Annotated in this window: 30 protein-coding genes; 5 read left to right on the top strand and 25 right to left on the bottom strand. The window is 52.9% G+C overall.

Features of this window, described 5'->3' with window-relative positions; translation table 11 throughout:
- Positions 1 to 77 precede the first annotated feature (77 nt).
- Positions 78 to 779, top strand: a complete 702-nt coding sequence (locus CIG75_RS12340) for a type II toxin-antitoxin system PemK/MazF family toxin (protein WP_094236936.1) — start codon at positions 78 to 80, stop codon at positions 777 to 779.
- Between the two features lie 63 nt (positions 780 to 842).
- On the opposite strand, the gene rnc is transcribed toward CIG75_RS12340, so the two are convergent.
- From rnc to CIG75_RS12390, 10 genes are all read right to left on the bottom strand, one after another.
- A complete protein-coding gene (gene rnc, locus CIG75_RS12345) occupies positions 843 to 1,538 on the bottom strand; it encodes a ribonuclease III (protein ID WP_094236937.1) in 696 nt (231 codons plus the stop codon).
- A gap of 71 nt (positions 1,539 to 1,609) precedes the next feature.
- Positions 1,610 to 2,851: a beta-ketoacyl-ACP synthase II gene (gene fabF, locus CIG75_RS12350; protein ID WP_094236938.1), complete on the bottom strand. Its 1,242-nt coding sequence runs from the start codon at positions 2,849 to 2,851 to the stop codon at positions 1,610 to 1,612.
- A 102-nt stretch (positions 2,852 to 2,953) separates the two neighbouring features.
- Complete coding sequence (gene acpP / locus CIG75_RS12355; RefSeq protein ID WP_094236939.1) at positions 2,954 to 3,190, bottom strand: acyl carrier protein; 237 nt, start codon at positions 3,188 to 3,190, stop codon at positions 2,954 to 2,956.
- Between the two features lie 33 nt (positions 3,191 to 3,223).
- Complete coding sequence (fabG, locus tag CIG75_RS12360; protein WP_094236940.1) at positions 3,224 to 3,964, bottom strand: 3-oxoacyl-[acyl-carrier-protein] reductase; 741 nt, start codon at positions 3,962 to 3,964, stop codon at positions 3,224 to 3,226.
- Entirely contained in the window at positions 3,958 to 4,911 is a 954-nt protein-coding gene (fabD, locus tag CIG75_RS12365) for an ACP S-malonyltransferase (protein WP_094236941.1), read from the bottom strand. The genes fabG and fabD overlap by 7 nt, the downstream gene beginning before the upstream one ends.
- A 29-nt stretch (positions 4,912 to 4,940) precedes the next feature.
- Positions 4,941 to 5,927, bottom strand: a complete 987-nt coding sequence (locus CIG75_RS12370) for a beta-ketoacyl-ACP synthase III (protein WP_094236942.1) — start codon at positions 5,925 to 5,927, stop codon at positions 4,941 to 4,943.
- Positions 5,924 to 6,928: a phosphate acyltransferase PlsX gene (plsX, locus tag CIG75_RS12375; protein ID WP_094236943.1), complete on the bottom strand. Its 1,005-nt coding sequence runs from the start codon at positions 6,926 to 6,928 to the stop codon at positions 5,924 to 5,926. The genes CIG75_RS12370 and plsX overlap by 4 nt, the downstream gene beginning before the upstream one ends.
- Before the next feature lie 24 nt (positions 6,929 to 6,952).
- Positions 6,953 to 7,504 carry a transcription factor FapR gene (gene fapR / locus CIG75_RS12380; RefSeq protein ID WP_094236944.1) on the bottom strand — a complete coding sequence of 184 codons (552 nt, stop codon included), beginning with the start codon at positions 7,502 to 7,504 and terminating at the stop codon, positions 6,953 to 6,955.
- 177 nt (positions 7,505 to 7,681) lie between these two features.
- The gene (gene rpmF, locus CIG75_RS12385; RefSeq protein WP_094236945.1) at positions 7,682 to 7,858 is read right to left on the bottom strand and encodes a 50S ribosomal protein L32; all 177 of its coding nucleotides are present in this window, start codon (positions 7,856 to 7,858) and stop codon (positions 7,682 to 7,684) included.
- Positions 7,859 to 7,893: 35 nt separating this feature from the next.
- Positions 7,894 to 8,421 (bottom strand): YceD family protein, encoded by a 528-nt coding sequence (locus tag CIG75_RS12390; RefSeq protein WP_157729533.1) that lies wholly within the window; start codon positions 8,419 to 8,421, stop codon positions 7,894 to 7,896.
- Positions 8,422 to 8,532: 111 nt separating this feature from the next.
- Between CIG75_RS12390 and CIG75_RS12395 the strand changes: the two genes are divergently transcribed.
- Positions 8,533 to 9,756 carry a nucleotidyltransferase gene (locus CIG75_RS12395; protein WP_094236947.1) on the top strand — a complete coding sequence of 408 codons (1,224 nt, stop codon included), beginning with the start codon at positions 8,533 to 8,535 and terminating at the stop codon, positions 9,754 to 9,756.
- A gap of 45 nt (positions 9,757 to 9,801) precedes the next feature.
- Here the strand turns inward: CIG75_RS12395 and CIG75_RS12400 are convergent, their stop codons facing one another.
- From CIG75_RS12400 to rsmD, 4 genes are all read right to left on the bottom strand, one after another.
- A complete protein-coding gene (locus CIG75_RS12400) occupies positions 9,802 to 10,875 on the bottom strand; it encodes a SepM family pheromone-processing serine protease (protein ID WP_094236948.1) in 1,074 nt (357 codons plus the stop codon).
- The gene (locus tag CIG75_RS12405; protein WP_094236949.1) at positions 10,859 to 11,668 is read right to left on the bottom strand and encodes a patatin-like phospholipase family protein; all 810 of its coding nucleotides are present in this window, start codon (positions 11,666 to 11,668) and stop codon (positions 10,859 to 10,861) included. Before CIG75_RS12405 ends, CIG75_RS12400 begins: the two co-directional genes overlap by 17 nt.
- A gap of 66 nt (positions 11,669 to 11,734) precedes the next feature.
- Positions 11,735 to 12,220, bottom strand: a complete 486-nt coding sequence (coaD, locus tag CIG75_RS12410) for a pantetheine-phosphate adenylyltransferase (RefSeq protein WP_094236950.1) — start codon at positions 12,218 to 12,220, stop codon at positions 11,735 to 11,737.
- Positions 12,217 to 12,792 carry a 16S rRNA (guanine(966)-N(2))-methyltransferase RsmD gene (rsmD, locus tag CIG75_RS12415; RefSeq protein ID WP_094236951.1) on the bottom strand — a complete coding sequence of 192 codons (576 nt, stop codon included), beginning with the start codon at positions 12,790 to 12,792 and terminating at the stop codon, positions 12,217 to 12,219. The genes coaD and rsmD overlap by 4 nt, the downstream gene beginning before the upstream one ends.
- Positions 12,793 to 13,114: 322 nt before the next feature.
- Between rsmD and CIG75_RS12420 the strand changes: the two genes are divergently transcribed.
- A complete protein-coding gene (locus tag CIG75_RS12420; RefSeq protein ID WP_094236952.1) occupies positions 13,115 to 13,402 on the top strand; it encodes a hypothetical protein in 288 nt (95 codons plus the stop codon).
- A gap of 26 nt (positions 13,403 to 13,428) precedes the next feature.
- The gene (locus CIG75_RS21450; RefSeq protein WP_265415032.1) at positions 13,429 to 13,551 is read left to right on the top strand and encodes a hypothetical protein; all 123 of its coding nucleotides are present in this window, start codon (positions 13,429 to 13,431) and stop codon (positions 13,549 to 13,551) included.
- A 21-nt stretch (positions 13,552 to 13,572) separates the two neighbouring features.
- Here CIG75_RS21450 and CIG75_RS12425 read toward each other — a convergent pair whose 3' ends face one another.
- The 8 genes from CIG75_RS12425 to CIG75_RS12460 form a co-directional block, all read right to left on the bottom strand.
- Positions 13,573 to 14,289, bottom strand: a complete 717-nt coding sequence (locus CIG75_RS12425; protein ID WP_227874215.1) for an S-layer homology domain-containing protein — start codon at positions 14,287 to 14,289, stop codon at positions 13,573 to 13,575.
- Positions 14,290 to 14,331: 42 nt separating this feature from the next.
- Positions 14,332 to 14,538, bottom strand: coding sequence for an aspartyl-phosphate phosphatase Spo0E family protein (locus CIG75_RS12430; RefSeq protein WP_227874216.1), 207 nt, complete (start codon positions 14,536 to 14,538; stop codon positions 14,332 to 14,334).
- Between the two features lie 126 nt (positions 14,539 to 14,664).
- A complete protein-coding gene (locus tag CIG75_RS12435; RefSeq protein WP_094236955.1) occupies positions 14,665 to 14,862 on the bottom strand; it encodes a small, acid-soluble spore protein, alpha/beta type in 198 nt (65 codons plus the stop codon).
- Positions 14,863 to 14,919: 57 nt separating this feature from the next.
- Positions 14,920 to 16,977: an ATP-dependent DNA helicase RecG gene (recG, locus tag CIG75_RS12440; protein WP_094236956.1), complete on the bottom strand. Its 2,058-nt coding sequence runs from the start codon at positions 16,975 to 16,977 to the stop codon at positions 14,920 to 14,922.
- Positions 16,974 to 17,864 carry an L-serine ammonia-lyase, iron-sulfur-dependent, subunit alpha gene (sdaAA, locus tag CIG75_RS12445; protein ID WP_094236957.1) on the bottom strand — a complete coding sequence of 297 codons (891 nt, stop codon included), beginning with the start codon at positions 17,862 to 17,864 and terminating at the stop codon, positions 16,974 to 16,976. The genes recG and sdaAA overlap by 4 nt, the downstream gene beginning before the upstream one ends.
- Before the next feature lie 12 nt (positions 17,865 to 17,876).
- A complete protein-coding gene (gene sdaAB / locus CIG75_RS12450) occupies positions 17,877 to 18,548 on the bottom strand; it encodes an L-serine ammonia-lyase, iron-sulfur-dependent subunit beta (RefSeq protein ID WP_094236958.1) in 672 nt (223 codons plus the stop codon).
- A gap of 86 nt (positions 18,549 to 18,634) precedes the next feature.
- Positions 18,635 to 20,314 (bottom strand): DAK2 domain-containing protein, encoded by a 1,680-nt coding sequence (locus tag CIG75_RS12455; RefSeq protein WP_227874217.1) that lies wholly within the window; start codon positions 20,312 to 20,314, stop codon positions 18,635 to 18,637.
- Between the two features lie 18 nt (positions 20,315 to 20,332).
- A complete protein-coding gene (locus CIG75_RS12460) occupies positions 20,333 to 20,698 on the bottom strand; it encodes an Asp23/Gls24 family envelope stress response protein (protein WP_094236959.1) in 366 nt (121 codons plus the stop codon).
- Between the two features lie 488 nt (positions 20,699 to 21,186).
- On the opposite strand from CIG75_RS12460, the gene rpmB reads away from it, so the two are divergent.
- Positions 21,187 to 21,378 carry a 50S ribosomal protein L28 gene (rpmB, locus tag CIG75_RS12465; RefSeq protein ID WP_087457747.1) on the top strand — a complete coding sequence of 64 codons (192 nt, stop codon included), beginning with the start codon at positions 21,187 to 21,189 and terminating at the stop codon, positions 21,376 to 21,378.
- A gap of 54 nt (positions 21,379 to 21,432) precedes the next feature.
- Here the strand turns inward: rpmB and spoVM are convergent, their stop codons facing one another.
- From spoVM to rsgA, 3 genes are all read right to left on the bottom strand, one after another.
- Complete coding sequence (spoVM, locus tag CIG75_RS12470) at positions 21,433 to 21,516, bottom strand: stage V sporulation protein SpoVM (RefSeq protein WP_157729682.1); 84 nt, start codon at positions 21,514 to 21,516, stop codon at positions 21,433 to 21,435.
- Between the two features lie 452 nt (positions 21,517 to 21,968).
- Positions 21,969 to 22,619: a ribulose-phosphate 3-epimerase gene (gene rpe / locus CIG75_RS12475; protein ID WP_094238432.1), complete on the bottom strand. Its 651-nt coding sequence runs from the start codon at positions 22,617 to 22,619 to the stop codon at positions 21,969 to 21,971.
- 5 nt (positions 22,620 to 22,624) lie between these two features.
- Positions 22,625 to 23,506 carry a ribosome small subunit-dependent GTPase A gene (rsgA, locus tag CIG75_RS12480; RefSeq protein WP_094236961.1) on the bottom strand — a complete coding sequence of 294 codons (882 nt, stop codon included), beginning with the start codon at positions 23,504 to 23,506 and terminating at the stop codon, positions 22,625 to 22,627.
- Positions 23,507 to 23,514: the final 8 nt, after the last annotated feature.

The raw sequence follows: 23,514 nt of genomic DNA on the forward strand, positions 1-23,514 counted from the left end.
AAACGATAATGTGGAAAAATGGTTTTCGTTACACCTCTCCGCTTTTCCCCCACAACATTGCCACGTAAGGAGCCCCTATGATGATCAACAAAAAGCAGTTGCTGGAGTTTTACCGCTCCCACCCCGACAGTTCCGCCCGTCTACAAGGTCTGTTCCCAGAAATGATGAAAGCGGTGGGCCGTTTGATCCTGTACCTTAACGAATCGCCCTTGCGGCGCAGCATCCCACTGGTGCTGTGGAGCGAATTTTGGCTGGAACGATCGCAATATGCGGAGAATCACACCCGCTACAAGCGCGGGCGCATCGTCTATGCCGACCTAGGAGCCTTTAACATCGGTTCGGAAACCTCGTACCGCCACCCCTGCCTCATCCTCTACGAAGGACGCAACTGGGCGTTCGTCGCCCCGATGACCTCCAAAAAGTACGGTGACCCCGTCACCCTCCACTTTGATCTCCCGACGCATTACCCGTTTGATACCCCCTCTACCTTGCAGCTTGACGCCGTCAAAGTGATCGACAAGCGGCGCATCCTCGGATACTTTTTCTCCAAAAGCCATCATGATCGATTCCTCAGCCCCGAAGAAATGGATAGGCTGGAGCCGATCATTCTCGACAAAAAAGACCTAGACGCCGTTGACGAGCTGATTGCCCGCTATTTTGCGCCAGGTCTTTATCGTGAAATGCAAAAATATCGTTGTGAGATCGAACAGCTCGCTCTGGAAAACGAAGCGCTCCACCGCGAGATCACACGGTTGCGGGAAGCACAGTCCCTCTCATAAGGCTTCCTCCGGCGACCAAGTCACTCGCTCGGTTTCTGCCCTGATCACTACAGGAAGCCTTGCTCAGATTTTGCCGAGCATTAACATCGTCATCTGTGCTGCTCGCTGCTCCGCTTCTTTCTTGGATCGCCCGACACCTTCTCCCATCGACCTGGTGTCCAGCATCGCCATCGCCACAAATTCGCGATTGTGTGCCGGGCCTCGCTCTTCAAGAATCTGATACGAGAGTTGCCCAAGCCCTTCGCGCTGCACATACTCTTGCAACGACGTCTTGTAGTCTTGCAAAAGTGGAGTGCCGACGCTTTGCAGCTCCGGGAACACATACTTGTGCAAGAAATCTTTTACCGCTTGCAAACCTTGGTCGAGATAGTAGGCCCCTACAAACGCTTCAAAGACGTCGGCGAGCAAGGCTGGACGCTTGCGCCCGCCAGAGATCTCCTCCCCGCGACCAAGCCGAATGTAGCGATCAAATTCCAGCTTCGTGGCAAACCTCACCAAGGACGGTTCACAGACAATCGCCGCACGCAGCCGCGTCAGTTCCCCCTCTGGAAGCTTGGTGTATTTGAGGAATAGGTATTCGCTGACCAAAAGTTCGAGTACAGCATCCCCGAGAAATTCCAGTCGCTCATTGTCCTGCCCGCCTTCTGTTCTGTGTTCGTTCCTATAGGAGGCGTGCGTAAAGGACTGCTTGAGCAGTCTTTTGTTGCTGAATTGAATATCGAGTTGTTGTAGCAATTGTTCAAAGGAGCCACCCGTCACGTTTTTCACCTGCCTGTAGAAAAGGAGATACCCTGGCAACTTGGGGTGTCAAATTGCCAGGGAGAAAGACATCAGTCTCTATATTTTTTAAAGATGATCGACGCATTATGCCCGCCAAAGCCAAGAGAGTTGGACATGACATATTCGACGTCAGCCTTGCGCGCTTCGTTCGGCACATAATCGAGGTCACAGCCTTCGCCAGGCTCTTCGAGGTTGATCGTCGGCGGCAAAATGCTATCGGTCAGCGCACGAACGCACGCCACTGCTTCAATCGCTCCAGCCGCACCCAGCAGATGTCCGGTCATCGACTTGGTAGATGACATCGCCAGTTTATAGGCGTGTTCTCCAAATGTGCTTTTCACCGCTAGCGTTTCGAAGAAGTCATTAAGTTCGGTCGAGGTACCGTGCGCGTTGATATAACCAACAGCGCTCGGTTCGATCTCAGCATCGCGAAGCGCTTCTTTCATCGCGCGCGCTGCCCCTTCACCTTCGGGGGCTGGTGCTGTGATATGATGGGCGTCACCGCTCATGCCGTAGCCGACAACTTCGGCCAGAATCGTTGCTCCGCGCTTTTTCGCGTGCTCCAGCTCTTCGAGCACCAGCACGCCGCTGCCTTCGCCAAGTACAAATCCATCGCGATCTTTGTCAAACGGGCGACTCGCTTTTTCCGGCGTGTCATTATATTTGGTTGCCATCGCCTTGGCCGAGTTGAAACCCGCAACGGTCAGCGGCAAGATCGCCGCTTCTGAACCGCCGGTGATCATCACATCGGCCGCACCGCGCTCGATGATCTTAGACGCATCACCGATGGCATTGGTTCCGGTCGCACATGCGGAGATCGGCGAGGAGTTCGGCCCTTTGGCGCCCAGAATAATCGAGACCTGACCCGAGGCCATATCGCCGATCATCATCGGTACAAAGAACGGGGAAACACGACGCGGCCCTTTTTCGACCAGCGTGGAGTGCTGTTCGCAGAGAGTTTCCAATCCGCCGATCCCAGAACCTATGTAAACACCAATGCGTCCCGCATTTTCCGGTGTAATCTTTAGATCTGCATGCTGCATCGCCTGTTTAGCCGATGCGACAGCGTATTGGACGAAGCGGTCCATACGACGCGCTTCTTTTTTATCGATAAAGTCTTCCGGATTGAAATCGACCTGACCGGCAATCGTGGTGGCAAAACCGGTGTTGTCAAAACGGTCGATGGTCCGGATTCCCGATTTTCCTGCGATCAAGTTATTCCAGAAAGTATCTACGTCATTCCCAACCGGGGTGATAACTCCCATACCGGTGATCACTACACGTCGTTTCACGCAGATTCACCTTCTCTTTTTTAGAGTTAGCCTTTCATAGAGAAAAGAGAAGCCCCGTGGCGGAATACGTCGCGGGACTTCCCCACTCCAGTAAGTACGTCCTTACTTATTCGAAGAGATGTAGCTGACTACGTCACCTACGGTGTTGATCTTCTCTGCGTCTTCATCAGAGATTTCCATATCGAACTCATCTTCGAGTTCCATCACCAACTCAACAACATCAAGAGAGTCGGCACCAAGGTCTTCTTTGAAAGAGGCTTCAAGTTTAACTTGATCTTCCTCGACACCCAGTCGGTCTACGATGATGGTTTTTACTTTTGCATAGATTTCTTCAGACATACTGTTCACCTCCTCTCAAAGTATACTACCATGTTACATGACCATGCCGCCATCCACATTCATAATTTGACCTGTGATGTACGATGCTTGATCAGAAGCCAAGAAGCTGACAAGGTTTGCAATATCTTCAGGCTGTCCCATTCTGCCGAGCGGGATCGCCTCAAACAGTTTGCTCTTGATTTCATCTCCGAGCTTGTCGGTCATCTCCGTTTCGATATAGCCCGGAGCGATCGCATTCACTGTGATGTTGCGCGAAGCAAGCTCTTTCGCGTTCGATTTTGTCAGACCGATCACGCCCGCTTTGGCGGACACATAGTTCGCCTGACCGGGATTGCCGATCTGACCGACAACAGAGGTGATGTTGATGATACGGCCAATACGCTGTTTCATCATCGGGCGCGACGCCGCTTTTGTACAATTGAACACGCCTTTTAGATTCGTGTTGATCACCGCGTCCCACTCATCCTCTTTCATCCGGATGAGCAGATTGTCGCGGGTGATCCCGGCGTTGTTGACGAGCACATCGAGGCGGCCAAACGTTTCCATGGTTACCGCCACCATCTTTTCAGCATCGTCATAGGAAGCGACATCACCTTGTACAGCGATCGCTTCGCCGCCCAAGCTTTTGATCGCCTCTACCGTTTCTTCAGCGGCGGCTTGGCTTCCTGCATAGTTGACCACAACTTTTGCGCCTTGCTTCGCTAATTCCAGACAAATCGCACGACCAATCCCGCGCGAACCGCCTGTGACCAGCGCGATTTTCCCGGTTAACATGTAGCAGTTTCCCCCTTCAGCGTTGTCACAGTCGCAACGTATGTATCCGGGTTGTTGATCAAAAGACCTGTTGCGGTCTTATCGATGCGCTTGAGCAGACCGGTGAGCACTTTGCCCGGGCCGATCTCAACGAACGTCTCAACTCCCAGATCGTTTCGCATCGTCAGCACGCTATCTTCCCACAACACCGACGATGATACTTGACGAGTCAGCGCCTCGCGAATCTGAGTAGCTGTCTGCACCGGACGCGCGGTGACGTTGGCGACGACCGGGATGGACGCATCTTGAATCTCAATGCGCTCCAACACTTCGGCCAAACGGTCAGCAGCCGGTTGCATCAGCGAGGAGTGGAACGGACCGCTTACGACAAGCGGCGTGACTTTGCCTTTGTTTTCTTTCAACACACGACCTGCTTCCTCCACCGCTTCCGCCTTACCCGAGATCACCACTTGACCGGGAGAGTTGACGTTGGCAAGCTCGACCGGGCCGTGCGATTTCGACACTTCAAGGCAGATGGCGGTGATCGTTTCACGATCAGCACCCATCACGGCGCTCATCGCCCCAAGCCCAGCCGGAACCGCTTCATCCATAAATTTACCGCGGGCATGCACGACGCGCACCGCATCTTCAAAACGGATCGCACCCGCTGCAACCAGCGCCGAATATTCACCGAGCGAATGCCCCGCCGTAGCTGCTGGCGCAAAACCTTCACGCTTCAGCACTTCCAAGAACGCGATGCTCGTCGTCAGGATCGCTGGTTGGGTGTAGTACGTCAAGCGCAGCGTTTCTTCCGGTCCATTCCAGATGATCTCCGACAAGGAGAAGCCAAGCGCTTCATCGGCGCGCTTGAACACTTCTGCAGCTTCAGGATATTGCTCTGCCATCTCTTTACCCATGCCGACGACTTGTGCACCTTGACCGGGGAACAAAAAGGCAAGTTTGCTCATCTTGATGTCTTCACTCCTTCAACGATTCTCTACCAGCGCAGCACCGTGGCGCCCCACGTCAAACCAGCACCGAAGCCGACGAGTACCAACGTGTCGCCCTCTTTGATCTTGCCTGCGCGCACCGCTTCATCCAACGCGACCGGAATCGAAGCTGACGACATGTTCCCATAGCGGTCGAGGTTGACGTAAACCTTCTCCTCCGACAGATCGAGACGTTTGATCGCCGCGTCGATGATGCGCGTATTGGCTTGATGCGGGATCAGGAAATCGATGTCCGTTTTATCAAGTCCTGCTTTCTTCAAGGCCGCTTCGGAAGCGGCACCTAAAATGCGCACAGCAAACTTAAACACTTCGTTGCCTGCCATCGAGATGAAGTGCTTGCGCGCCAGTACCGTCTCTTGCGTCGCCGGATTGCGGGAGCCACCCGCTTCCTGCTTCAATAGATTGCCGCCCGAACCGTCAGCTCCCAGTTCGAAGGAGAGGAAGCCGCGACCTTCGGTCGTCGGCCCAAGCACCACAGCGCCTGCACCGTCGCCAAACAGTACACAGGTGCTACGGTCTTCAAAATCCATAATCCGCGACAAAGTTTCGACACCGATGACAAGCACGTGCTTGTGCATCCCCGTCTCGATCATCGGGACCGCGCAGGACAGCCCATACAAAAAGCCGCTGCATCCTGCTGAAAGATCGAACGCCGCCGCCTTGGTTGCGCCGAGGCGATCCTGCACGAGGCAGGCCGTCGCCGGAAACATCATATCGGGCGTCACGGTGGCACAGATGATCATGTCGATCTGTTCAGGGGTGATACCAGCAGCCTCGATCGCCCGTTGCCCGGCCAGCAGAGCCAGATCGGACGATGCGGTCTGCTCGTCAGCAAAACGTCGTTCCCGAATCCCTGTGCGGGTGCGAATCCATTCATCGTTCGTGTCTACTCGTTTTGCCATGTCATCGTTTGTGACCACTTGGTCGGGAACTGCTGAACCTGTACCCAGAATGCCAACAGGAATTTTGCTCATGCTTTCTCTTCCCCTCCTGCCGAAAGATCGGTGCGGATCTTGCCGAGCACATCCCCTTTCAGGAATGCTCTCGCTTGGTGAATCGCCATACGGAAGGCGCGGGCATTTGAGGAGCCATGCGCCTTGATCACCGCGCCGTCGATGCCAAGTAGCGGAGCTCCGCCATATTCGGCGTAATCAAACTTCTTTTTGAAAGCGGAAAGCCCTGATTTTAGGGCCAGTGCCGCCAATTTGGTCAACGCGCTTTTGTAGAAGATTTTCTTCAACTCGCCGAAAATACCCAGCCCAAAGCCTTCAATTAATTTGAGCATGTTGTTGCCGGTGAATCCGTCTGCAACCAACACGTCGCATTTGTCGTTCATCGCCTCGCGGGCTTCGATATTTCCGACAAAATGGAACGGACCTGCTTCGAGCAGCGGGTACGCTTCTTTGCGCAATTTATCGCCTTTACCAGGCTCAGCCCCGATGTTGAGCAGGCCGATGCGCGGCTTCTCCTGTTCCAGCACGATCTGCGCATATGCATTAGCCATCAACGCGTACTGGTAGAGGTGATTGGCTTCTGCATCCATGTTCGCCCCTACATCGAGCGTCAACATGCTGTTTCCGCCCATCGTCGGCCAAATCGAGGCCAGCGCCGGACGCTCGATGCCTTTGACCCGACCGACGATCAACAAACCTGCCGTCATCAGCGCACCGGTGTTGCCAGCCGAAACCATGCCGTCTGCCAATCCGTCCTTAACCATCCGCGCGGCAACCACCATCGAAGAATCCTTCTTGCGGCGCACCGCTTTCACCGGCTCGTCTTCCGCTTCGATCTTTTCAGTGGTATGTACAATTTCAATATTGGTAGGGAGGTTCGCTCCCGCACACTGCTTAATCTGTCCTTCATCGCCGACCAAAATCAGCGTGACATCAGGATAGGCACGCGCCGCATCAAGCGAACCTGCTACAATCTCTTGCGGTGCGTTATCGCCGCCCATGGCGTCAATCGCAATTCTCACAGGTCTCTCCCCCGTTCCTAGTCCTTACATTTTGAAGACGACAAACTGCCCGTCAAACACGATGTCATCTCGAACTTTTGTCGTCACTTCCACACGCGCACGTTCGCCACGCAGTTCCTTGACCACCGCTTTGCAAACCAAGCGCTCGCCGAGCTTGACCGGACGCTTGTAACGCACATCTGCCGATCCTGTCAACACCGTTTCGGCGTCGATGATGCCTACAGCCAGCGAATTGGCCTGTGCAAAAAGATGATGTCCGCGGGCGATCTTGGTCCGGCTGAACACATGCTCCGGTCCGATCTCCATAATCGAGATGGCCAAGGAGTTCAGATCAAGTTCGATCAGTTCCCCGATCACCTCTGTACTCTCCAAAGATCGCACTTCTGTATAGTTCTGTTCAGCAACCGCTTTGATTCGTTCACGCAGTTCCGGGATGCCAAGAGCAAGTCGATCGAGGCGAATCGTCTGCACGCTTACCTCAAAGCGGTCGGCTAACTCTTCATCTGTCAAAAAAGGCTCCAAGTCGATCACTGCCGTCAACTCAAGTTGCCGCTGTCTTTTATTTCGCGTTGCCATGTCTTCTTGAATCCCCCTAGCCATGAGGAGATGTCTGCGATGTTTACTCGCTCTTAGTACCTAGTGCTATAACAAGTATATAAAAAAAGGACGGCTTCCACAACTCATTTTTTCGTCCATTTTTCGACAACGAAAAAAGCAAGCGCCAAAATGCGGCACTTGCCTTTATGGGCGTAATTATTCAGCCTCTACAACGGTGCGGCCTTTGTAGGAGCCGCAGTTTTTGCAGATGCGATGAGCCAGTTTCATTTCGTGACACTGCGGGCAAGCAACCATACCCGGGATGGAGATCTTGAAGTGGGTGCGACGCATGCGCTTGCGTGTCTTCGAGGTACGTCTTTGCGGTACTGCCATTTGGATCCACCTCCTTAACAGAGAAAAAAGAAAACTTAAGAATCTTTTTCAAAAAATTTAGCTAGATCTGCCAACCGAGGATCGATTCGTTCTGTCTGACAGGAACAGCTCTCCTCATTGAGGTTGACGCCGCATTGCGGGCACAATCCAGCGCAATCTTGATTGCAAAGTGGACGATACGGCAGAGCGAGATTGATCGCCTGCTCGAGATAAGGTACAAGTTCGATCTGTTCACCGACGACCAAGTTGCGGTCATCATTGTAATCAGTACCTTCCTCTGCGGAAAGCTTGTCCTCCGTCACCTGCATAAAATGCTCATCAAATTGTACATGCAGATCCTCGGTAAAATCGTGCAAACAGCGTGAGCAACGATATGTGGCCTCGCTTTGCAGCAAACCCTGCAACAGTCCGACACCCGATGCTTCCGTTCCGTTCAGAGAGACACGTACCGGTTCCAGCTTGATCAATTGACGATTTTCTTTGACGAGGTTCGGCAGTTCAATCGATTCTTGCAATGTAACTCCTTCGGATCGCTCTCGCAATTCACGCCAACTCAGTTTCAACGATATCACCTCGTAAGCAACAGAGTTCATTATATCTAGTGATTGGCAAATTGTCAATAAAGTTCATGCTTGCTATAATGACCAATATTACGGCAGTTGGGAGGTGTTCCCATGAGAGTTACCGGCGTAGTCGTCGAGTACAACCCGATGCACAACGGACATCTTTATCATCTCGAACAAGCAAAGCTCGTTACAGACGCAGATGCGATCGTCGCCGTGATGAGCGGTCACTTTTTACAGCGCGGAGAACCGGCACTGGTCAACAAATGGGCACGCACAAAAATGGCACTGCAACAAGGCGTCGATCTGGTGCTGGAACTTCCGGTCGCCTATTCCGCACAAAGCGCCTCACTGTTCGCACTCGGCTCAGTTGCTGTGCTCGATCGGCTCGGAGTGGTTGACACGGTCTGCTTTGGCAGCGAGAGCGGCGATATTCACTCGCTGCAAGCTCTCAGTTCTATCTTAGTAGAAGAACCTCCACTTTTCAAAACCTTTTTGCGAGAAGAACTGCAAAAAGGACATTCCTATCCGCGCGCAGCCTCCGATGCACTGGCCCGTTACGCCTCGCAAGACACGGCCATCCCCTCTGAGTTGGCCCACATGCCAAACAATATGCTCGGTCTGGAATATCTGGCTGCTCTGCGCAAGTTGAACAGCAGCATCGCGCCTGCTACGATCACGCGCATCGCAGCCGGATACAACCAGGAGACGGTGACACACCCGTCGATCGCTTCGGCGACCGCAATTCGCAAAGCAACCTTCGAAACGGGCATCGATACGGCTGAAAACTTACTGCCTGTCTGTTCCTTCTCCGTGCTGCAAGAAGAGTTTGCAGCTGGGCGCGGCCCAGTCTCATGGGAAAACTATCGCCAAGCGCTCTTCACGCTGCTCCATCGTGCCACTCCGGACGCTCTGGCGGCGTTTGTCGGTGTCGATGAAGGATTGGAACATCGGCTGTTAGAAGCCGCCTTGCAGACCGAAACGGTGCACGAGTTGATCTTGCACACCAAGACGAAGCGTTACACGTGGACGAAAATCCAGCGCGCGCTCACATCGATCCTGCTCGGGCTGACACGCCAAGAACAGGCCGCTCTGAACGTCTTACAAGGCCCACCCTATATCCGCGTACTCGGCTTTACCAAACGGGGACAAACACTACTAAAAGCTGCATCCTCGCGGGCCAGTGTTCCTATTCTGACCAAATTGCCGAAGGAAAAACCGAACATGCTTGCGCTTGATCTACGGGCCACGCGGCTGTACGCACAGGGTTATCCCACCCACCAACAAGGAGCCGAACTTTGGGACATCACACGCCCCGTGCTCATTCAAAACTAAAACAAAACGTCTCCCCGTTCTTTCGGAGAGACGTTTTTACGTATTTTACGACTTAGGCTCGATTCCTTTTAAATAATCGATCGCTTCCTGCAACGTTGCGACCGGCACCACCTTCATCTTCAACTCAAGTTTTTTCACTTCATCGGCCGCTTCAAAAGCGTTGGTGTCATATTCTGGATCAAGGTCTGCCGGAGCAAAAAAGATTTCCGCTCCTTCATCGTTGGCTGCGACGATCTTATGACGGATGCCGCCGATCTGACCGACTGCACCTTCCATCGAGATCGTCCCGGTACCAGCAATGCGGTGTCCCTTCGTGATATCTTCCGGAATGAGCTGGTTGTAGATCTCAAGTGAGAACATCAGCCCGGCCGATGGACCGCCGATATCTGCCGCATCGATCTTGACCTTGCGCTCAGTTTCGATGCGCGTCTCATTTTCCAATTGCAAGCCGAGCCCGATGCGCTCGACAGGACCCGTTTTCGTATTGACGGTAAACGAGACCACTTCCAACGTTTCCTTGCGCTCTTTCCCGTCGCGAGTGAAGCGAACCTCAACTTTGTCGCCAGCCTTTTTGTTCTTCTGGATAAAGTCGGACATCTCTTCTACTTTGTGAAACTCATGACCGTCAATCGCGTGCAAGATATCACCGATTTGGAGGGTGCCTTTCGCCTTTGAACCCGTTAGAAACGAGCGTAAAAACACACCTTCATACTTCACTTGCACCTTTTCGTTCGCAGCGGTCAGCCCTGCCACAATCGCATTGTGCTGGGAGCTCTCCATCATATGGTCGAGCAGGCGAGAATATTCCTCATCGCTCATCTCGCCACGCACTTCTGTTTCCTTCTTCACTTCTGTGTGCGGCGCAAGGTAGCCATAGCCCAGGTAGTAGATGTTGTTCGCTTTGACCGAAGCCACCGTGGTCAGCATCAAAGCGCCTTTTTCCATTTTGTCGCCGCCTTCAACTGTGACCATCGGCGCCAGCTCTTCGGCGCTGCCAGGTTGATAGATATAGTACGGCGTCGGGATGAAAAACGAGATGGCGATCAAAGCTGTGATCACGGCGCCTCGGATGTTACTCTTTCCGAAAAAACGGCTGCTTTCTTTATGCTTCTGTCCCATCCGTGTACGCTCCCCCTTGCCATTCCTCGATCGTCCTCTGAATCAGATCAGCGACGCGCTCCGCCGCATCTCGTCCATGTGCGATCACCTCGTCGATGTTCGTAAACGCAGTGGATGAAATGTGCCCCACATCGGGACGAATGATCACATCAGCATTTAACATACGGGTGCGCAAAATCTCTCGCTCCATGATCTCGATCGACTGAAAGATCACATCGAAAATCCCTTTGACTTCAGTCTCCCGATCATACAGTCCGACATCGACGGCGATCACGATGTCTGCCCCCATCTCACGCGCCACATTGATCGGCACCCGGTCGATGACTCCACCATCGACCAACACACGCCCTTGGTAGCGGTGCGGCATAAAGATGCCCGGTATCGAAATCGACCCTCGCACCGCATGGTAGATCGGACCTTCGCGGAAAACGACCCGTTCCCCCTTCTCGATGTCGGTCGTGACAACGGCGAGCGGAATTTTTAGATCTTCCAGATTCATATCTTTTGTCAAAAAGCGGACCATCTCCATGATCCGCGTACCATTGACAAAGCCCATCTTTGGCACAACAGTAAAATCGATCCAGTGCCTGCGCTTTAAATTGATAGCCAGAGACTCCATATAGCGGGTGTCCATCCCGGAGCAATAGAAGGAACCGACCAGGGAGCCCATCGAGCTCCCTGCAATCATGTCGATCTCGATCCCCATCTTTTCCAACACCTGCAGGACTCCGATATGCGCAAAGCCGCGCGCACCGCCCGCTCCAAGCGCCAATCCGATTCGTGGTCTGCGCACCAGGCTCTCCCTCCCTGTGCAGGTAATGTTAAGTCGTTTCTGCCTCTTTGTTTCTTATGTATGACTTCAGCTCTGGTTGCTGAATTTTTCTCGCATCGCGAGTTCGACGTGCTTCGGCACAAAATCGGCGATCGGTCCGCCATGACGTGCAATCTCTTTGACGATCGAGGAGCTGAGGTACGAGTAATTGTGATTGGTGGGGATGAACAGCGTTTCGGCCGCTTCATACATGTGACGGTTGAGCGAGGCCATCTGCAGTTCGCTCTCAAAGTCTGATACGGCGCGGAGTCCCTTGATGATCACGCTTGCCCCCTGATCGCGGGCATACTCGACGAGCAGCCCTGGAAAGCTGTCCACTTCGACGTTTGGCAGATGTTTCACCGCGTTTCGGATCAGTTCTTTGCGCTCCTCGCTTGTGAACAGCGGATTTTTATGCGGGTTGACCATGACAGCGATGATCACTTTGTCAAATACTTTGGCACCGCGCTCTGCGATGTCGAGATGCCCCAAGGTAACCGGGTCGAAAGAACCCGGGTAGATAGCCACTCTCATTCTTTTGTCTCCGTTTCTGTAACGATCTCGTAAAAACTGATCGCGATCTCGCCATATTCGGCCAATCGCCAGCGTATTGCCCTGCCGTACGCATCCGGCAATTCCACATCGGCATGGTGCTCTGCGATGATGTACGCTCGGTCGTTTAGCAGCTGCAACGCTTGCATTTTGGTGATCAACTCTTCATACAGTTGCACCTGTTTATAGGGTGGATCGAGGAAAACCAGATCAAACTGCAACCCGCGACCAGCGAGTTGATCGAGCGCACGGCGGGCGTCATTTTTGTAAATCTCCGCTCGAGACGTCAAACCCAAGCTGGTTACGTTTTCCCGCACGGTCGCCATCGCTTTGTGGTCGGTGTCAAGAAATATTGCTTTCTCGATGCCGCGAGATAATGCTTCGATTCCCAGTCCTCCACTGCCGGCGAACAGATCCAGCGCCCAGCCGCCGTCAAAATAGGGACCGATGATGTTGAACATCGACTCTTTTACTTTATCGGTTGTGGGCCTCGTATTGTTACCGGGCACTGCTTTTAGTCGTCTGCCTTTACAGTCGCCTGAGATGACGCGCATGGTGACTTCACTCCTCCACCCCTACTTTACCATAAAAGACCACCTCTGAGCCAATCCCCTCCTTGCCCGATTAAAAATTTATCCGCGATGTATAACTGGCCTGTTGAGCGGCAAAGATAACAACTAGCAACGGCGAGAGCTGTTGCAGGCAACCGCGGAGAAGACTTAGGTTTCCCCATAAGCCTCTTCCTCCGGTTTCTCCTCTCCCAGTGCTTGCCGTGCAAACGGTGAGCGAAAACCCGCGTATACCCGGACGCGGGTCTTTCTTTTTTCCAGACATTCTTGACGCTTCGCAAGGCATGCTACTAGAGAGGAGCGACGCATGTTGACGATGATCTCACAATTGCACATCAAATCGCTTGAACAATCTCTGTACCGCCTGCAACTGGCAAGCTTCGAGTTAGAAGGCGTGACCAACCTCCTGCTCCAAGGGCCCTCTGAGATGCGTCGGCATGGTCTGCGCCTGCAACAGGTGCTGACTCGGTATCGAGAGGAACTGCAACGAATCGAATATGTGACCGAGCAAGGTGATCGGCCGCCAAAGTCCCGTGAGCTGTTGGAGATCGGTCTTAACGTGCAAGAAGCGATCAATGAAATCAGCCAAATCTGAGTCTAGGAGACCAGGAGGTGAGCGGAATGAAGTTCGAATTGACCGCGGCACAAGTTGCCATTTTCGCTTCGCTGATCTTTGTCGGTATCATCTTGTTCCAATTTTTTATCATGATCATCATGCCGCCCAAAGACAAACATCGCCCCTAAGCAGCAAGAAAAGCTGAGGGGCTATTCCCTCAGCTTTTCTCTCAATTTGGTCAAGATGACCGCCAGTTCCGCACGCGTCAGTGGTTGCTTCGGGCGGTAGGAGCCGTCTTCATATCCTTGCACCAGCCCAAGTTCGGCCGCCTGTTTGATCAGCTGCTTTGCCCATAGTACCTCATCCAAATCGGTAAATGGTTCTCCTGCAACAGGTGAAGGTGTGGGCGGCTGGACGATCGGTTCAGGCGTTTTTACCTGAAGCATCTCCTGCCACAATCTGAGAATCTGTTGACCATAGTTGGTGCCAGGCACAGCCCATCTCCCGTTTAACTGTTCCCACGTTGGTGCCACGCCGCGCAGTTTTGCGCTCTCCAAGATCCCAAAGCGCGGGTCCACCACTTTGAATCCAGCGGGGAGCGGCGCGCTGGTCGCATAGCCATAGAGATGCTGAATCTGCGCTTCAATGCCAAATGCGGGCGTGGCAAAAGTTGCGCCCTGCACATCAGCACTCACGCTGCCAAGCCCTGCAAAATTGTTCTGAACAGGCCGGACCGTGCCGGTAAACCTCCAATATCCGGTCTCATGAATCGATTGGGCAAAGGCGATGTCTCCACGCACTCCATATCGCAACCCGATGTCCAGATAGAGCTCTGAGTAATCGGGCGCTTCCGGGTTGACAGTGCGCAAAAAAAGGCGCATCTGACTTGCCGTCACCTGCGCCATTCCCATAATTGATGTGGCCATACGATCTCCACCCTCCTCAAGCGTTCGCATCCATAAGCAGGATCACATGTCGGCGTGTCCGGACTCCCTGCCAATCCCCACGGAAGGCTGTCTTTGTTTTCGCTCCCCGCTCTGCACTTCTACAATCAGCATATCAAGTTCCTGACTGATGCGTAGCACGTTCGGATGCAGAAAATCACCTCGGTAACTATCCACCGTTTCGAGCAGCTTTTGCCTTAGTGTCTCGATCTGCAGAGAGATACTGTTCATCGCCATACACCCGTACCTTTCTACTGGCTGTTTCCTTTATCATACGAAGCTTGAGAAGAATACTTGCTACAATCGCTCACTTTTTCATACATACAATATAAAACAATTTTCCGATTTATGTAAGAGTTACTTTTTGAATTGCAGATCGGCCAGTTCAATCATCCGTTTCGAGACAGCGTCGGAAATCAATTCACCGTTCCACCGCTTGGGCGCTTTTTCGTACACCGAACTGCCCAGACCGATTTCTCTGGCGATCTCGTAACGAAAGGTCTGCATCGCCTGTGCGCCACCAAGCACGATGGTCTTCTTGTTGTTTTTGCTCATCCTAACTCCCCCCTTTCTTGGAAGTTAGGATGAGCCGAAGCGGGGGTGATTATCCTTTCAGTCTCCCGCGCGCTGTAACAGCACCTTTTCTTGTTTGAGAAAATCGACCAACTGTGCGTAGCTTGGCAACGTCCAAAAATCGGGTGTACGGATGCAGGTTTGCACTTCATCACGGGCGACTTGCATGATTTTGGCATCCTGAAGCAAATCACCGATCTTAAAGTCGGGAATGCCGCTTTGCCTGACGCCAAAAAATTCACCGGGGCCCCGCAGTTCCAAATCTTTTTCGGCTAGCACAAATCCGTTCTGCGTCGCAACCATCGCTTTCATCCGTTCTTGGCCCGCTTCTGTGTCCGGCTTGGACATCAAAATGCAAGAAGAGGCATGCTCACCTCGCCCGACCCGTCCCCGCAATTGGTGGAGCTGAGCGAGACCGAAACGTTCGGCGTTGTAGACCATCATCACGGTCGCGTTAGGAACGTTGACCCCGACTTCGATGACGGTGGTGGAGACAAGCACTTGAATGTCTTGGTCAATAAAGCGGCGCATCACTTCTTCTTTGTCTGTCGGACGCAACTTGCCGTGCATCAGACCGACTTCGAAACCGGCAAACCAGTCCTTGAGCATTTCATACAGGTCGGTCGCATTGACCACACCCTCCACCTTATCCGACTCTTCGACGAGCGGACAGACGATGTACGCTTGACGTCCTTTGGCCAACTCGCTTCGGATGAAGCGCAGCGACCGATCTTCCTTGTCAGGCGTGATCCAGTAGGTTTGGATCGGTTTGCGGCCAGCAGGTAGTTCGTCCACCAACGAAACATCAAGATCGCCAAAAACAGACATGGCCAGCGTGCGCGGGATCGGTGTCGCCGACATGAACAATACATCGGGCGCATGCCCTTTTTGTCGAAAAATCGAGCGCTGCTCAACCCCGAACCGATGTTGTTCGTCCGTGACAACGACGGAGAGCGAGCGAAAGCGCACCCCTTCTTCGAGCAGGGCGTGTGTGCCGATAATCACCTGTGCGGCTCCGCTTTCGATCGCCGCCAACACTTCACGACGCTCTTTTTCCTTTTGGGAACCGACGAGCAATACGCTTTGCACGCCAAGCGGTTCGAGCAGTTCCACAGCGGAGCGAAAATGCTGTTCCGCCAAGATTTCGGTCGGGACGAGGATCGCCCCTTGATGGCCGGACCGAACCGCGACAAAAGCGGCCAAAAAGGCGAGAATCGTCTTCCCAGAACCTACATCCCCTTGCACGAGGCGGTTCATCGGCATTTTGCTCTTCATGTCTTGCAAGATTTCAACCGCCACCCGCTTTTGTGCTCCTGTCATCTCAAAGGGCAGGCGACCGATAAATCGCTCCACTTCTTCATCTGTTGCCACGTGCACCACGCCCGGCTGCTCATGGCGATGAATCCAGCGAAATGCCTGTAATTTTAACTGGAAGAGGAAAAACTCTTCAAAGATCAGCCGCCTGCGTGCTTGATGCAGAGTGTCGCTATTTTTCGGGAAATGGATTTCCTGAATGGCATCAAGCCGATCGATCAAACGGTACTTTTGACGCAAAGCGATCGGGAGCAGCTCCGGTATCTTCTCGCCATACGTTTTCACGGCCTGGGCGATCAAGTTACGTAAAATTTTCGGCGTGATGTCCGCCTTCACGTTATAAACCGGGACGATGCGGTTGCTGTGCACCGTTTCCCCGGAGACGACAAAGTCATGAGTGGCAACCGTAATCGAGCGGCGGTTGGCATCATATTTTCCGGTGACCGTCATTTTGCGGCCAGGCTTCAACTGGTCTTTGACATAGGGCTGATTGAACCAGACAGCATGCAGGCGGCGAAAGTCTTCGGTCACGATCGGTACGATCGTCGTCGAAGCGCGTTTCCCTCTGTATTTGAGACCGGCCGCGCCGTCGATCGTAACGCGTACCGTGACCCGTGCTCCGTGTTCTAGTTCACGGCCAGGCTGCGCATTGCGATCTTCATAGCGAAATGGGTAGTAGCTGAGCAGATCAAACAGCGTGAAAATACCAAGAAGCCCCAGCGTCTTTAGTCGCTGGGGGCCAACTCCTGGCAAAACGCTGACCGGAGCAGTTCCCAAGGTCACGCTTCGTTCAACTCATTTCCGTAAATCTGCCTTTCGAGCTTGCGCGCCGTCGGTGTGTCAGCCAAACCGCCCATCGCCGTCTCGCGCAGTTCGACCGGCATGACTTTCCCGATGTTGTACATCGCCATGATCACTTCATCCGGTGGAATCACGCTGCGTACGCCAGCCAGTGCCATATCAGCACCTGCCAGTGCCAATACCGAACCAAACCCATTTCGAATGATGCAAGGGATTTCAACCAAACCTGCCACCGGATCACAGACGAGGCCGAGCAAATTTTTCAAGGCCAGACCTGCCGCTTGGATCGCTTCGGACGGGGTTCCCCCCGCCAGTTCTACCGCTGCCGCTGCTGCCATCGCAGTCGCGGAGCCGACTTCTGCCTGACAACCGCCACCCGCGCCTGAGATCGAGGCGTTATTGGCAACGACGTAGCCGACCGCAGCTGCGGTGAACATTCCGAGTACCAACTGCTCTTTTTCAAGTCCCAGAGAGCCGCGCAAAGAGGAGAGGACGCCAGGCAAGATACCACAGGAGCCCGCAGTCGGAGTCGCGACGACGAGGCCCATCGCCGCGTTGACTTCGGAGGTGGACAGCGCCATCGCCATCGCTTCGGTCGCTTGCTTGCCGAGTAACGTCTTCCCTTTTTGTGCGTATTCATACACGCGCTTTGCATCGCCTCCGGTCAAACCGGAGAACGACCGGATGTCTTCTTTCAATCCGCGCTCTACCGATGCCATCATGACATCGAACGATTCTGTCATGTGCGCGATCACTTTCTCCCGCGTCTCACCCGTCTCGGTCACATGCTCTTCGATCATAATTTCATAGATCGGCTTGTTTTCCTTTTCGGCCAGTTCCACCAGCTCTGCTAATACTTTAAATCTCACGATGCACTCCTCCTAGGAAGGGTTGATGATCGCTACCTCTTGCACCGCTTCCAATGCTGCAATTTCTTGTACCGCGACTTCATTCGGCCTCTCGTCGGTGCCGATCACCATCAGCGCATCTCGGCCCCGCCCGCGACGGGCAACTTCCATCGCAGAAATATTCAGCCGGTATTTTGACAAAATTGCGGTAACTGCTGCCACAACGCCAAACTGATCTGTGTGCGGAATGACGAGGGTCGGATAGCTTGCTGTGATTTTAACCTTAAATTGATTGATCTCCAGAATCTCGATGGCACCTCCGCCGATCGAACAGCCCAACATCTCCAACTGGCGTGCGCCTTTGTTCAGCTTGATGTGCACCGTGTTCGGATGCAAGTCTGTGTTCGGTTTCCCCATGATGAATGCGACATTCATTCCTGTCGCCTGCGCCAGATGCAGCGAACGGGGAATGCGCGGGTCGTGCGTTTCAAAATCTAGCAGCCCGGCTACCAATGCGACATCGGTGCCATGACCTTTGTAGGTCTTGGCAAAGGAACCGAAAAGCGTGATCTCCACTCGATCCGGCTGTTCCCCAAAGATCCCGCGCGCGCTTCGGCCAAGCCGTGCAGCACCAGCGGTGTGCGAGCTTGACGGACCGATCATCACAGGTCCGATAATGTCAAACGAATGGCGAAAAGAAGACATAAGGACTCTCCTCCCTGCCCGTATAAAAACGTCCTGCCGAAAAGTACGACAGGACGGGTTCATTCAGGGCTGACGCGATCTTTCAATTACTCTACAGAGAAAATATAGGAGTAGAGCGGTTGACCACCAGAATGCAGTTCAAACTCACAGTGATCAAATTGATTTTGTGCCTCTTCGAGCAATTTCCCCGCCTGCTCGATGGTCACATCTTCACCAAAGAAGACGGTTACGACTTCGCTGTCCTCATCTATCATTTTCTCAAGCAACTCGATTGCCGTCAAATCCAATTCTTTACCAAGTGTGACAACTTTCCCTTCTTGCATGCCCATGAAATCGCCTTCTTTGATTTCGAGGTCTTGGTAGTTGGAATCGCGCACCGCTTGGGTGATCTGGCCCGATTTCACTCGAGAGATGCCACCGCGCATGTTCTCCACGTTCGCTGTAAGATCAGCGCCCGCATCGAACGAAATCGCTGCTGCAATCCCTTGCGGAATCGATTTTGTCGGAATGACCGTCACTTGATCACCGAGCACCGTCTTCGCCTGTTCCGCAGCCATGATGATATTCGAGTTGTTCGGCAGAATGAATACATGTTCTGCGTGAAGCGCTTTCACGGAGTTCACAATATCTTCCGTGCTCGGATTCATCGTTTGACCACCTTGGATGATGCCTTCTGCACCTAAAGACTTGAACACTTCGGTCAAGCCGTCGCCAACCGTCACAGTAACGATCGCATATTGCTTTTTCGGAGCTTCCGATTTCGCAAGGTTTGCCGCTCCGGTATTTGCGACAGTTGTATCTCCTGCATCCATTTTCAAGTCGTGATGCTGTTCGGTCATGTTGTCAATCTTGATACGAGTCAATTCACCATATTCCATCGCTTTGTTCAACACGTTGCCTGGCTGAAGAGCATGGATATGGATCTTGACGATATCATCGGCCGCCACGACGAGCAGCGAGTCGCCAAGCGGAATCAAGGCATCGCGAACTGCCAGTTCTGTCGCTTTTTCATCATCGGCCGCTTCAGACAGACGGATGATAAACTCCGTACAATATCCATATTCAGTCTCACCGTCACCGTGTGCAGCCGCAGGTGTCATCACTTTCGCTGGTGCTTGTCCAACCGGAGTCGTATCGATCGCAACGCTTTCACCTTTGATCGCCGCAAGCCAGCCGCGGTAGATGCAAACCAGACCTTGACCGCCCGAATCGACGACGCCCGCCTGACGAAGTACCGGTAACAGATCGGGCGTGCGTTCCAATGAACGCTCCGCTTCGGAAAGCACCGCTTCCATGACCGATTGAATCGTTGCATGTTTGGCTTTTGCAGCCTGTTGCGCCGCTTGAGCCGCATCTTTCGATACGGTGAGAATCGTGCCTTCCACTGGCTTTACCACCGCAGAATAAGCAGTGGTCACACCATTCTGAAATGCTTCAGCAAAGTCTTTCGGATCGACTTCTGTCTTTTTCGCCACACCTTTGGCAAAGCCGCGGAACAGCTGTGACAAAATGACGCCCGAGTTGCCGCGAGCCCCCATGAGCAGCCCTGTCGATACCGCTTCTGCCACACGGTACAGCGGCGCGTCTATGTATCGCTTTAATTCATTGACACCGGATGTCATCGACAAACTCATGTTCGTTCCTGTGTCACCGTCTGGCACCGGAAATACATTCAGCGCGTTTACCCGGTCCTTACTCTGTTCCAAGCTCGTATGTCCTTGTAAGACCATTTGCACGAACAAAGATCCGTTTAAGACCTGCATCATGTAAATGGAAACCTCCTTTTACCTCTCCACGGTCACGCGAACGCCTTGGACGATCACATTGACCTGTTCTACTTTCAGACCCAAATTGTGCTCAAGTGTGTATTTCACCTTATCCATGACATTGTGTGCGACTTCCGAAATTCTTGTTCCGTAGCTTACGATAATATACATATCTACGACCACATCGTCATTCTGAATACGAACATCGACCCCTCGGGCCATATTTTCCCGACCGAGCAGTTCACTGATGCTGTCTTTGACCTGTTTGCGAGACGCCATGCCGACGAGACCGTAGCAATCCAGAGCTGAATACCCCGCTACTGTGGCAATCACGTTCTCATCGAAGGTAATCGTTCCAAGTTCGTTGCGAATGTCTTTTGGCATGATGACACACACCTCCTGTAAATCTCGAACGTAGCACCAACAGTTTACTACAGACCACCCTAGAAAGTAAACTGAGGGTTCTACTGGAATATACAAATAAAATAAAAATTATTTATGAGCCAAGCAGATCCTGCGCACGTGAGCAACTCGGATCAGCAGATGAATGCGGCCTGCCCAATTGGCTACCCGGTTCGCAATTCAGATCAGATCCTGTTCGCCAATCCCAAGCGACATGGGCCGCGTACCATCGTGAACCGATCCATCTTGCGCTCAACGCCGCCCCTTTCCACTTCCCAGTCGCTTTGCTCTCACATGTGAAAAATTACATAATTAGACTGAAAACAGCTCCGACAACTGGTGTCAGTGCATTTCTGACCATTGATGCTTGCAAAGTTGGACAACCGTATGATAAGATGATTGAGTATTTGCGACCTATCGCTCTTTATGCGATCTGTCTCGGGACTATGTTGTTAAGGAGGTGCACGCTCGTGGCAAAACGTTGCGAAATCTGTGGGAAAGACCCGAAGACCGGGAACCAAGTTTCTCACTCCCATATCTTGACTAAACGTCGTTGGCTCCCGAACATTCAAAAAGTTCGTGCGAACGTAAACGGTTCTGTAAAACGTATCAATGTTTGCACCCGCTGCCTGAAGGCTGGCAAAGTAAAGCGCGCGATCTAATCGTCGTCTTTTATAAGCAAATAAAAAAGCACCTCTCGAGGTGCTTTTTTATTTTTATTTCTCCCTCTGAAATGCATTCAACATCGCTTTGACGATTCCGCCGAGGAAGCGAGGCAACTTTATCGTGTAAAAGCGCAAAGTGACCCCTCCTTGCTTGTAGTAGATTCAAGATGCAGCCGTTACAAAAAAAGTCAGTTCTTGAATAGGACCCACCCGATCCAGATCATGAAAAGACCAATCAGGGATACCCACATCTCAGGCGGGAGGAAACGTGCAGTGAGATAGAGACCAAACGACGCGACTGCGATCCCCACTCCTCGCTTCGCCCCCATTTTCAAACTGCGCCTGCGGTATCCAATCAATGCTGAGCCACCCTCTCCTCGCCCACATGGACGTTCGCCCATGTTTGACGGTACGGTATCATATATATTCGTATAAGTCCTTTTTGTGCAACGAAAAACGGTCACCCACCGCCTGTCGTTACACAGCATAGGAGTGACCGTTTGACCGCCCTCCGATAGTACATCCTATGCCGTAGCAAAGGCTTTAGACGTGAGGACGGGCGTAATTTTTCGTTGTCTTGTGTCCGATTACCCGCGAATCTGACGGATCGCTTCTGCACGATCTGGCGCGTTGTAGACAGCATTTCCCGCTACTAAGACGTTGGCTCCAGCCTCGCGAACCAGTCGTGCCGTTTCGGCATTCACACCGCCATCCACTTCGATTTCGACGTGATGCAGATCCATCGCATCCAGCTTGCGCCGCACTTCACTGATTTTTGACAGAACATTCGGAATGAATTTTTGTCCGCCAAAACCTGGGTTTACGGTCATCAATAGCACCATATCCAACTCGCTCAACACATGTTCGATCAAAGAGACCGGCGTATGCGGATTGAGTGCGACCGACGCTTTTGCTCCCAACGAACGGATCAGTTGCAACGAGCGGTGGAGATGCTTGGTCGCCTCCACGTGAACGGAGATGATATCTGCTCCTGCCCGCACAAAGTTGGGGATGTATTGATCGGGATTCTCAATCATCAGATGCACATCGAGCGGCAACTGCGTATGCGGCTTGATCGCTTCGACGACCAGCGGGCCGATCGTGATGTTCGGCACAAAATGTCCGTCCATCACATCGACATGAATCAGATCCGCTCCTACCTTTTCCACCGAACGAATTTCCTCGCCAAGCTTTGCAAAATCGGCCGAAAGGATCGACGGCGCCACTTTAATCTCCATGATCATTAGTACCTCCGTTCTTTCGCTTCCTTTACTTCTCCCAGAAATTCTAAGTAATGCGCATAGCGAGCTGAGCTCATCGTACCTGCTTCCGCTCCGGCCCGCACCGCGCAGCCATCTTCGCTTGCATGCAAGCAGCCGCGGTATTTGCAGTCGTGGGAAAGCTCCCAGATATCACGGAAACACTGTGCCAAAATCGGCGGTTCCATCCCCGCAAACTCCAGCGTCGCAAACCCTGGCGTATCGATGACAAAAGTCCCCTCAAAGATGCGAAAAATCTCCGAGTGCCGAGTCGTATGCTTGCCCCGTCCCAGCTTTTGTGAAATTTCACCGATCGTTAAATTCAGCCCTGGAGCTAACGTGTTGAGCAGTGTGGACTTGCCAACGCCAGAGTTGCCCGCTAGCCCCGACAATTTGCCGGCCAGAAGGTCGTGTACTTGCTCCACACCTTCTCCTGTAGCGGTCGAAACCCAAGCCGCCTGGTACCCCATCTCGCGGTACGGTTGCAAAAAGCGGTCCGCATCCTGCTTGTCTTGCAAAAGATCTACTTTGGTCAGCACGATCACAGCAGACAAGCTCTCTCGCTCCACCTGCACCAACATACGGTCGAGCAGCTTCGGATTGAAGTCGGGCTCTCTAACCGAAAATGTCAACACGCACTGATCAAGGTTAGCTAAAGGGGGACGAACGAGCTCATTTTTGCGTGGCAACAGCTCTTCGACCACGCCTTCCTGCCCACCGATCGCCGTATAGACGACACGATCTCCAACCAGCGGGTTGAGTCCCTGTTTCTTGAAGACACCGCGCGCCCGACATTGGCGCACGACATCTCCATCCTGCACGTAATAAAACCCGGAGATTGCTTTGGTAATGATCCCTTCTGGCATATGTTCCT

The organism is Tumebacillus algifaecis (genome assembly GCF_002243515.1).
In the GTDB taxonomy this organism is placed as follows: Bacteria; Bacillota; Bacilli; order Tumebacillales; family Tumebacillaceae; genus Tumebacillus_A; species Tumebacillus_A algifaecis.